The following is a 9,648-nucleotide window of genomic DNA, read 5'->3' as shown; positions in this document are numbered from 1 at the left end:
CTCGGCCGGCCGATGGAGGCCAGCCCGTCGCTGGACCGGCTGGTCACCAGGTACCTGGCCGCGTTCGGCCCGGCCTCGGTCCGGGACGCGCAAGCCTGGTCCGGCCTGACCCGGCTGCGGGAGGTCTTCGGCCGGCTCCGGCCCGGGCTGCGCGTGTTCCGCGACGAGCAGGGCACCGAGCTGTTCGATCTCCCCGGCGCCCCGCGGCCCGGACCGGACGCTCCGGCCCCGGTGCGGCTCGTTGCGGAATTCGACAACCTCGTCCTTTCGCACGCCGACCGCGCCCGCATCATCAGCGAGCCGAACCGCCAGCGGATGTTCACGCCGAACGGCGTGTTCCCGGGCACCGTGCTCGTCGACGGGTTCGCCGCCGGCATGTGGAAGATCACCCGGTCCCGCGCGTCCGCGGCGCTGACCATCGAGCTGTTCGGCCCGCTCAGCCCGCGCGGCCGCGGCGCGGTCACCGACGAGGGCGGGCGCCTGCTCGCGTTCGCGGCCCCGGACGCCCCGGCGCACGACATCCGGTTCGCGCCGATCGCCTGACCCGGTCCCGCGCCGCGGTCAGGGCGCCCGGACTACCCCTTCGCGGCGGTCGTAGTCGTAGGCGTAGATCTCGCGGCCGTCGCAGTAGGCCCGCTCGGCCCGGCTGGTCACGTCCAGCGGATCGCCGGACCAGATCACCAGGTCGGCGTCCTTGCCCGGCTCCAGCGAGCCGATCCGGCTGTCGACACCGATGATGCGCGCCGGGTTGATCGTCACGGCCTGGAGCGCGGTCTGGGGGTCCAGGCCCTCCTTGACCGCGAGGCTGGTCTGGTGGATCAGGAAGTTGATGGGCACGACCGGGTGGTCGGTGGTGATCGCGATCGTGATCCCGGCCGCCGCCAGCCGGCCGGGGTTGGCCAGGGACCGGTTGCGCAGCTCGACCTTGGACCGGCTGGTGAACAGCGGGCCGATGACGACCGGGATGGAGTGCGCGGCGATCAGGTCGGCGACCAGGTGCGCCTCGGTGCCGTGGTCGATCACCAGCTGGTAGCCGAACTCGCGGGAGATCCTGATCGCGGTCGCGATGTCGTCGGCGCGGTGGCAGTGCTGGCGCCACGGGATCTCCCGGCGCAGCACCCTCCCGAGCGCCTCGAGCTTGAGGTCCCGCTCCACCGGCTTGCGGTCAGCCTCAGGCTTCGCGGCCTCGGCGTCGAGCTTCTCCTGGTAGTTGCGCGCCTCGACGAAGGCGCCCCGGATCACCGCGGCGACGCCCAGCCGCGTCGACGGGGTCTGCTTCTTCTCGCCGTACACCCGCTTGGGGTTCTCGCCGAGCGCGGACTTCATCCCGGCCGGCTCGCGCAGCACCCGGTCGTCGACGGTGCCGCCCCAGCTCTTGAGCGCCACGGTCTGGCCGCCGATCGGGTTGCCGGAGCCGGGGTTGACGTTCACCGCGAGCACCCCGCCGATCACCGCGTCGCGCCAGCCCTGTTCGTCCGGATTGATCGCGTCCAGCGCCCGCACGTGCGCGGTCACCGGGTCGGTCATCTCGTTGGTGTCCTGGCCCGCCCAGCCCTCGCCCTCCTCGTGCACGCCCAGATGCCCGTGCGCCTCGATGAAGCCGGGCAGCACCCACTTGCCGGCGGCGTCGACCACGGTGGCCCCGTCCGGCACCGGCAGTCCGGCGCCGAGCGCGGTGATCTTGCCGTCTTCGATCAGCAGCGTCCCGCCCTCGATCGGCTCGCCCTCGACCGGGACGATCCGTCCCCCGACGATCGCGGTCACGGCCATGCTTTCCTCCAAGTAGATCTCTCACGTAAGAGGTGACTGGTGGGTACGATCATGACACAGCGCGGCGGAAAAGGCGTTCGCCGGGCTGTCGCACTCTGGTAGTGTTGACGACCTTCTCAGCACATGTACGGCGCGCCGTCCTCGGCGCGCCGAGACCTCTGCGCTCCATGTGACAACGGGTACCCCTCAACCGCGCGCCCCGACCGAGCCCGGGCGCGGCGCCGTGCTGCGCACCCGATTCGTTATAGATGAAATTCGCTGTAGATCAACGCATTGGTCCACGCCCCTCGACGAGCGTGGATCCGACGCGGCAACCGACTTGGAGCCCTGGCATGCCGTCGTCTGCCGACGACCCCACAATCCTCGCCGAGCGGGCGCATCTGTCCGCGTCGCGGTCCGCGCTGCGCGCCATGCGCGAGGACACACTCGCGCTCAAAGCGCAGGGCGGCAACGCCGTGTCGACGGAGGTGCTGCAGGCGGCGATCGCGGCCCGCGCCGCCGCCCTACTCGACCGCCCGGACGTACCCCTCTTCTTCGGCCGCCTTGACTACTCGCCCGACCTGGACGGCGCGTACCGTGGCGAGCGCTACTACGTAGGCCGCCGTCACGTGCACGACGCCGCGGGCGACCCTATGGTGATCGACTGGCGCGCGCTCGTCTCCGTGGCCTTCTACCGTGCCAGCGCCAAGGACCCGCACGGCCTCGCGTTGCGCCGCCGGTTCGGCTTCTCCGGCGGGGACCTGACCGCGTATGAGGACGAGCCTCTGGACGCCGCCGCTGCGGGACGGGACGCGGCCAGCTCCCCGAGCCGCATCCTGGCCGAGGAAATCGAGCGCCCCCGCGTCGGTCCGATGCGCGACATCGTCGCGACCATCCAGCCCGACCAGGACGAGATCGTCCGCGCCGATCTGGCCGAATCGGTCTGCGTCCAAGGGGCTCCGGGCACCGGGAAGACCGCCGTCGGCCTGCACCGCGTGGCGTTCCTGCTCTACACCCACCGGGACCGGCTCAAGCGCGGCGGCGCGCTTGTCGTCGGGCCCAACCGGCAGTTCCTCAAGTACATCGAGCAGGTGCTGCCCGCGCTCGGCGAGGTCGATGTGGCGCAGGCGACCGTCGAAGAGCTCGTGTTCCCGCGGGACTCGCGCTTCGCCGTCCGCGGCCTCGATTCTCCGTCGGCCGCCCGGCTCAAGGGCGACGCGCGCATGGCAGAGGTCTTGTACCGGGCGCTGTGGTCCCACCTGTCCGAGCCGACTGAGGCGCTGGTGGTGCCGCGCGGCTCGCGGATCTGGCGGATCCCGGCGTATGAGATCGCCGAACAGGTCGCCGCCATCCGCGAGCGCAACGTCCGCTACGCCGCCGGGCGGGCCATGCTCGCGCAGCGAATCGCGCACGCCGTGCTCACACGCATGGAGGCAGCAGGCGAGTCGCCGGACGATCGGGTGCAGGACGCGGTGGCGCGGTCCCGCCCGGTGAAGGCCGTCGTGGATCAGATTTGGCCGGCCGTGGACCCGGTCAAGCTGCTGTTCGCGCTGCTGTCGTCGGCCGAGCGGCTGGCGCGGGCCGCAGCAGGCTTGCTCACCGACGGGGAACAAGCCGAGATCTGCTGGGAGGGCGCGGGCAAGGTGCCGCGAACGCCGAGCGCCGCTCGGTGGACCCCCGCCGACGCCGTCCTGCTCGACGAGTTGGCCGACCAGATCGACCGCACCCCGTCGCTCGCGCACGTCGTGCTCGACGAGGCGCAGGACCTTTCCCCGATGCAGTGCCGCGCGGTCGGCCGCCGCTGCGCCACCGGCTCGGCGACAGTACTCGGCGACGTCGCCCAGGCCACGACCGCATGGGCGGCGGGGACCTGGAACGAGACGCTGCGCCATCTGGGCAAGCCCGGCGCCGTCCGCGAGGAGCTGACTCAAGGCTTCCGGGTGCCCAAGCAGGTCATCGAGTACGCGGCCCGGCTGCTGCCCGTCACCGCCCCGCATTTGGCCCCGCCGACCTCCGTGCGCCAAGCCGAGGGGGCGCTCGAGCTGTGCCCGGTCGACGACGTGGCCGAGGCGCTCGCCATCGCGGCGTGGGAAGCGCTCGCGCGCGAGGGCTCGATCGGTGTCATCGCGGCGGACGCGGCACTGCCCGCGCTGTCGAAATCATTGCGGGCACTCGACATCGCGCACGCCGTGCTCGGCGCGGAGGAGGAGCGCGAGACGTCAGGGGGCGGCGCTGAAAGAGACACCGCCGGAAAAGACAGCGCCGGAACGGACATCGCCGGAACGAACACCGCCGGAGAAGACGGCGCCGACGACCCGGCGGCGGCCCGCCTCATCTTGGTTCCGGCCAGCCTCGCCAAGGGTCTCGAGTACGACCAGGTGATCGTCACCGAGCCGGCCGACATCGTCGAAGCCGAATACACCGAGCTGCTCGGCCTGCGCCGCCTCTACGTCGTGCTCACCCGCGCTGTCAGCCGCCTGACCGTGCTGCACGCCCGGCCGCTGCCCGCTCAGCTCGCGACTGCCTGACGCGACGTCAGAGGGACGCGTCCACCGCGGTCCGCCAGGCGGCGACCAGTTCGGGATCCACGTGTCCGGCCCAGTCGCCGGAGACGCGCGCCGCGGTGCCGATGTGGAAGCCGGCCAACCCCGCCGCACGCAGCGTGGGCACGTCGCCGAGCTTGAGCCCGCCGCCGACCAGGATCTGCACGCCGTCCGGCAGCGCCGCCTCGCGCGCCGCCTCCTTCTCGAGTACCGCGACACCTTGTCCGGCCGGGAACGGCCCGCCGGAGGTCAGCACGGTGTCCAGGCCCGGCAGACCCCGCAGGGCGGCGAAGGCGCCGTCTCGATCCGTGGACGCGTCGATCGCCTTGTGGAACGTCCACGGCGCGCCCCCAGCCGCCTCGATCACGGCCTTCACCGTGTCCAGGTCCACTCCTCCGGATGCGTCCAGCCAGCCGAACACGAACTCGTCCGCCCCCGCGTCCCGCAACTGCGCCACCGAGGCGACCAGCGCGGCGACGTTGCCCGGGCCGCCCGCGAGAAACCCGTCGCGCAGCCGGATCATGACCCGCAGCGGGACCGTCACGGCTGCCCTGATCTGCTCAAACGCCTCGAGCGGCGGATTGAGGCCGGACAGCTGCATGGCGCTGACCAGCTCCAGGCGGTCCGCGCCGCCCGCCACCGCCTGGCGGGCGTCCTCGGCGTCGACCGCGATCACTTCGAGCAGCGCGGCCGCTTCGGGCCGGGCGGGGGTGTTCGACATGGCGCAAGACTGCCATACGCGCGCCGTCACACGCGCTCTGGGCCGGACAGCCTGGACCAGCCCAGGGGCGTGTGGCGCGGGGCCTGAGGGCGCAGGCGCCCTCGGTCGCTTCAAGCAGCCTTCGCGCGCCGGTGCACCGTCCGTTTAGGCTGGGCATATATCTCAGAACTGACAGCGGCGCCAGGGGAGTACGGCATGCGTGGGGAAGTGACCAAGAACACCAGACTCCAGCCCGAGCAGCGCCTGTTCAGCTACCTGAGCGCGGTCTCTGACGCCGCCTCGGGCCGGCTGTCCCCGGCGGCCCGCAGCCGATTCGTCGACGGGCTGCGCGACCGGATTCAGGCAGAGCGCGACCGGCGGGGCATGGACGTCCATACGCTTGACCGCATCCTGGACGGGCTCGGTGATCCGATCACCCTCGTCGACGCCGAGGTGCAGCGGGACCCGGACTATCAGGCCCGGCTCAGCGCCCGACTGTCCGTCCGGTCCGCGGACGGTCCGCAGGTGCCGATCATCGACGACCTCGCCGAGCTGCTGGCGCCGCAGGGCCCGAGCAGTCCGTACGCGCCGGAGAACCGCTCGTCGGTGCCGATCGGCCGGGTGATGGACGGACCGGAGATCTGTCTCGACCCGGACCCGTTCGCACCGGAAAGGGCCGCGGAGACGGTCGGCGCGCTCGGCTCGACCGCGACCCAGACGATGGTGCTGCCCGAGTTGAGCGTCCCGGAGGCGGACTTCGCGCCGGTCGAGCCGCCCTCGGAAGTGGCTCGCCGGTTGCGCGCGCTCTGGCTCATCGGCCCGCGCGAGCACCCGCAGGAGGCGCTGGCCATCGCGCTGTTCGTGGTCGGCGCGATCCTCGGCCAGTGGGTGGTGCTGCTGGTCGCCGCGCTGGTCGCGTGCACCTCGCGGTTTTACACCTCGGTGGAGAAGTGGACCCTGCTGATCGGCGTGCCGACCGGTACCACGCTGGTCTACGCGATCGGGTTCTGGCTGTACCGGGCCGGCATCTGGGGCGGCCACAAGGCCAGCAGCGCGGACGTGCTCTCCGGCGCGGCCAACTTCTTCGGCACGCTGCCGCGGATCGCCGCCGTTCTGGCGGCGCTGCTGCTCAGCTGGCGGCTGGCCCGCGGCATCACCCGCCAGATGTGATGTCGGCTGTGACGTTGGCCGTGATGTCGACGAGCTCGTAGACGGTCGGGCAGTCGACCGTGCCCTGACCGCACGACGTCAGGCGGGGCTGCCGCGCCTCGCGTTCGCGCAGAGTCACCGTCCGCGTGCCCAGCCCGGCCGCCGAGAACCGCTCCAGCCGTACGCCGTCGCGTCGGTCCGCGCCGAGGTGGATGACCGCGTCCGCGCGCGTCTGGCCGAGGGCACGGCGCAGGAAGCACTCGGCCGCCTGCGCGCTCGGCGACAGGCCCGCCGTGCCGCGGAACCGGTCCGGCTCGATCCGCCCCTCCAGCGCCGCCTCCGCCACGCGCAGCGCGGACGCGGGGTCAAGCCGCCCGAAGTAAGCCCCCGAGGGAAGCGCCACGAGGCTCGCGGCGAAGCGGTCCCCACCCACGTGAGTCGTCTCCCAGACCGCATCGCCGAACCGCTCCGCGAGGGCCCGCGCCACCGGCCGCCCGTACGCTGCGCAGCAAACCTCCCGGCGGCCATGGGTACAGACCAGCAGAGTAGGCGCTGCGGGCGTGCCGAAGCGCGGCGACGGCCCGTCGACGAACCGGGTGGGGTCGAGCGCCTCAAGCGCCGCGCCCAGAGTGTCAGCCCGCTCATCGCAGGTATCCGCGCGTTCTTCAATCCACCGAGCCTGAGGAACCCCACCAGCGATCAGCACCCTCAGCCGCTTGGGCCGTCGCTCAGAACGATCCGGCCGACGGATCAGTTGCGTGCGCACGCCGTACTGAAGGGCGCGCTCGGCAAAGTGCGTCACGGCGACAGGAAGATCAGCGGGCAGTCCGAAGGCAGGCCACGGACCCGGATGCTCGACCAGCAGCCAGCCGCGCGCGGCGGCGGGCGCCGTGCCCGCTAGCGGCTCGCTAAGGGCACGACAGATTTCCGCGCAACGGGGTATAGATCGTTCGGAGAGCGCGGAGGGCTTGCCGAGCACAACGGAATCCACGGGCACGGATCGACCACCTGGTGAAGTCGAAGGATGACCTAGCGTGAGTTAGGTTAGGCTAACCTTTTTGATTGGTTCGATCCGGCGCCCCGGGGACTGGTCCGAACGGGGAACCCCCGATCGACCGGTAACGATGGTGACCGGGGGTCGTTCGGCGGCTAGCCTTAACTCGTCAGGGTGATGCGCTCCGTGCTGCCTTGACGACGCACGCGAGTGCACCCTTACGCAACAGCGACACCGACGACAGACAGATGAGGTAGTCCCGTGCCAACCGGCAAGGTCAAGTGGTACAACGCCGACAAGGGTTACGGTTTTATCACGCGGGACGACGGCGGCGATGTCCACGTCCACTCCTCGGCCCTGCCGGCCGGGACGACCACGCTGAAGCCCGGTCAGCGGGTGGAGTTCGGCGTGGCGGACGGCCGCCGCGGCGAGAGCGCGCTCAACATCCACGTGCTCGACAGCCGCCCCTCTGTCGCCGCGGCGGTGCGCAAACCCGCGGACGAACTCGTGGTCATCGTCGAGGACGTCATCAAGGTGCTGGACCACACCTCGAACACCCTGCGCCGTGGCAAGCACCCGGACCGCGATTCGGCTCAGAAGGTCGCGAAGCTGTTGCGGGCGGTCGCCGATCAGCTCGACGTACAGACGTGACGCATCGCCGCGCGGCGCGGCCGGAGGCGGTCAGCCCTGGGCGGTTGAGGGGCGTTCGAGGCTGATCCCGAGGAGCCGCTCGACGGCGGAGTATCCGACCGGCCCGAGATCGCGCGAGAACTCGTTCACGTAAAGGGCGATGTGCGCCTTCGCCACCTCGGGGTCCATCTCTTCGGCGTGTTCGAGGACGTATTCACGGGAAGCGTCGGGGTCCGCGAAGGCGTGGTCCACCGACGCGCGGATCGCCGCGGTGATCCGGGCGATCAGCGTCGGCCCGAGGCTGCGACGGGCGACGATCGCACCGAGTGGAATAGGCGCGCCGGTCGTCTTCTCCCACCACTCGCCGAGGTCCGCCAGGCACTGCAGGCCATAGCCCGCGTAGGTGAATCGCGCCTCGTGGATCACCAGGCCGGCGTCCACCGCGCCGTCACGCACCGCGGGCATGATGTCCCGGAAAGGCAGGACCTGAATCCGTGCCGGACTGCCGCCTTCGGCCCAGCGCTGGAACAACAGGAACGCGGTGGACTTGAGGCTCGGCACGGCCACCGTGCGGCCGGCCAGGTCTGTCGGCCCGCCCGGCGCGGTCAGCACGAGTGGACCGCAGCCGCGCCCGAGCGCTCCACCGCACGGCAGCAACTCGTAGCGCTCCAGTGCCTCAGGCAGCGCGGCGTACGAGATCTTCATCACGTCTAGTCCGCCCTCGCCGACCAGGTTGTTGGTCACGTCGATGTCGGCGTAGGTGACGTCGATCGGCGGCGCGTCCGGCACCAGGCTGTGCGCCCACGCGTGGAAGATGAACGTGTCGTTGGGACACGGCGAGTACGCGATGCTCAAACGGGCCGGGCTCAACCGCTTGGGTTCAGCCGGAGCGGACGCGCTCGTCATGACAGCCCTTCGACGATCAGCCCGGCGGCTTCGGTCAGCGCCGCGAGGGCTTCGCCGATCCGCCAGGCGGTGCGGTCGCGCGGCCCGACCGGGTTGGAGACCGCGCGGATCTCGGCCACCGGCACGCCGAAACGCGCAGCGGCCACAGCCACACCGTAACCCTCCATCGCCTCCCCGACCGCCGCCGGGTGGCGCGCGCGCAGGAGATCGGCCCGCTCCGCGGTGCCCGTGGCCGTGTTGACGGTCAGCAGGTCGCCGCGCACGAACACCTCCCCGGGAACGCGGAAGGCCTCGTACACGCACGTCCCGAAGCCGAGATCGTCGAGCGAGAGGAAGCCGTCGCCGGTCTGCGCGCCGAGGTCCGCGGCGATGATCCGGTCGGCCGCCAGCAGATCGCCGATCTTCGCCGCGCCCGTAAACCCCCCGCCGATGCCGACGCTCACCACATGACTGAACGGCCGACGCGCCAGTTCCGCCGCCGTGGCCGCCGCGACCGCCGCCGCGCCGACGCCGCCCGCCGTGACCACCACGTCGCCCGCCGCCCGCACAGACGCCGGGAGGCCGCGCTCGATCGCCTCGCGCTCGGCCTCGACCGCCGTGACGATCAGGATCCCGGTCATGCCGCGGAACTCACCGCGGACTGCTCCCAGCGCAGGTCGTACAGCGACTTACCGGTGATCAGCGCCACGATCGAAAGGCCGGCGGCCAGGACACTGACCCCGATGACGCCGGTCGTGACGGACAGCGGCAGGGCGAGCGCGCCGCCGACCACCCAGGCGAGCTGCAGGAGCGTCTCGGAGCGGGCGAACGCGGACGTGCGCACGGCCTCCGCGGTATCCCGCTGGATCAGCGCGTCGAGGGAGAGCTTCGCCAGCGCCGGAGCGGCGCCCGCGATCCCGGCCAGCACCATCACCATCGGCAACCCGTAGAAGAACGCGGCGATGACGGCGGTGACGGCGGACAGCGCGAGCGACGCG

General features: G+C 71.7%; 9 protein-coding genes and 1 pseudogene. 4 read left to right on the top strand and 6 right to left on the bottom strand.

All coding sequences use genetic code 11. The annotated features are described in order from the left end of the window. Positions 1–543, top strand: a 543-nt coding sequence (locus tag VGZ32_RS05085) for a winged helix DNA-binding domain-containing protein (RefSeq protein ID WP_326884639.1), incomplete at its 5' end; no start/stop codon positions are given. 18 nt (positions 544–561) lie between these two features. Here the strand turns inward: VGZ32_RS05085 and VGZ32_RS05080 are convergent. Further along, entirely contained in the window at positions 562–1,770 is a 1,209-nt protein-coding gene (locus VGZ32_RS05080; RefSeq protein WP_326884638.1) for an amidohydrolase, read from the bottom strand. Between the two features lie 332 nt (positions 1,771–2,102). On the opposite strand from VGZ32_RS05080, the gene VGZ32_RS05075 reads away from it, so the two are divergent. Beyond that, positions 2,103–4,277, top strand: a complete 2,175-nt coding sequence (locus VGZ32_RS05075; protein WP_326884637.1) for an AAA family ATPase — start codon at positions 2,103–2,105, stop codon at positions 4,275–4,277. A 7-nt stretch (positions 4,278–4,284) separates the two neighbouring features. Here the strand turns inward: VGZ32_RS05075 and VGZ32_RS05070 are convergent, their stop codons facing one another. Beyond that, the gene (locus tag VGZ32_RS05070) at positions 4,285–5,013 is read right to left on the bottom strand and encodes a copper homeostasis protein CutC (RefSeq protein ID WP_326884636.1); all 729 of its coding nucleotides are present in this window, start codon (positions 5,011–5,013) and stop codon (positions 4,285–4,287) included. 195 nt (positions 5,014–5,208) lie between these two features. On the opposite strand from VGZ32_RS05070, the gene VGZ32_RS05065 reads away from it, so the two are divergent. Further along, a complete protein-coding gene (locus VGZ32_RS05065; RefSeq protein WP_326884635.1) occupies positions 5,209–6,162 on the top strand; it encodes a hypothetical protein in 954 nt (317 codons plus the stop codon). Here VGZ32_RS05065 and VGZ32_RS05060 read toward each other — a convergent pair. Beyond that, positions 6,146–7,138 carry a sucrase ferredoxin gene (locus VGZ32_RS05060; RefSeq protein WP_326884634.1) on the bottom strand — a complete coding sequence of 331 codons (993 nt, stop codon included), beginning with the start codon at positions 7,136–7,138 and terminating at the stop codon, positions 6,146–6,148. The two genes, VGZ32_RS05065 and VGZ32_RS05060, sit on opposite strands and share 17 nt — an antisense overlap. A 258-nt stretch (positions 7,139–7,396) precedes the next feature. Here VGZ32_RS05060 and VGZ32_RS28600 point away from each other — a divergent pair, with 258 nt between their 5' ends. Beyond that, positions 7,397–7,786, top strand: a complete 390-nt coding sequence (locus tag VGZ32_RS28600) for a cold-shock protein (protein ID WP_349263485.1) — start codon at positions 7,397–7,399, stop codon at positions 7,784–7,786. 30 nt (positions 7,787–7,816) lie between these two features. Here VGZ32_RS28600 and VGZ32_RS05050 read toward each other — a convergent pair whose 3' ends face one another. The 3 genes and pseudogenes from VGZ32_RS05050 to VGZ32_RS05040 all read right to left on the bottom strand — a co-directional run. Then, a complete protein-coding gene (locus tag VGZ32_RS05050) occupies positions 7,817–8,671 on the bottom strand; it encodes a 1,4-dihydroxy-6-naphthoate synthase (RefSeq protein WP_326884633.1) in 855 nt (284 codons plus the stop codon). Further along, positions 8,668–9,291, bottom strand: coding sequence for a futalosine hydrolase (locus VGZ32_RS05045; RefSeq protein WP_326884632.1), 624 nt, complete (start codon positions 9,289–9,291; stop codon positions 8,668–8,670). Before VGZ32_RS05045 ends, VGZ32_RS05050 begins: the two co-directional genes overlap by 4 nt. Further along, a pseudogene (locus VGZ32_RS05040) lies at positions 9,288–9,648 on the bottom strand (MFS transporter); the annotation flags it as partial. The gene VGZ32_RS05045 and the pseudogene VGZ32_RS05040, both read right to left, overlap by 4 nt.

This window comes from Actinocrinis sp., assembly GCF_035938995.1.
Lineage (GTDB): Bacteria > Actinomycetota > Actinomycetes > Streptomycetales > Catenulisporaceae > DASZGI01.
Note: the sequence above shows the minus strand (reverse complement) of the source record. Positions and strands in the feature narration are given on the sequence as shown.

Bases quoted from the DNA above. Each gene is read 5' to 3' on its own strand.
- VGZ32_RS05080 (WP_326884638.1), bottom strand. From the start codon at position 1,770: ATGGCCGTGACCGCGATCGTCGGGGGACGGATCGTCCCGGTCGAGGGC.
- VGZ32_RS05075 (WP_326884637.1), top strand. From the start codon at position 2,103: ATGCCGTCGTCTGCCGACGACCCCACAATCCTCGCCGAGCGGGCGCAT.
- VGZ32_RS05070 (WP_326884636.1), bottom strand. From the start codon at position 5,013: ATGTCGAACACCCCCGCCCGGCCCGAAGCGGCCGCGCTGCTCGAAGTG.
- VGZ32_RS05065 (WP_326884635.1), top strand. From the start codon at position 5,209: ATGCGTGGGGAAGTGACCAAGAACACCAGACTCCAGCCCGAGCAGCGC.
- VGZ32_RS05050 (WP_326884633.1), bottom strand. From the start codon at position 8,671: ATGACGAGCGCGTCCGCTCCGGCTGAACCCAAGCGGTTGAGCCCGGCC.
- VGZ32_RS05045 (WP_326884632.1), bottom strand. From the start codon at position 9,291: ATGACCGGGATCCTGATCGTCACGGCGGTCGAGGCCGAGCGCGAGGCG.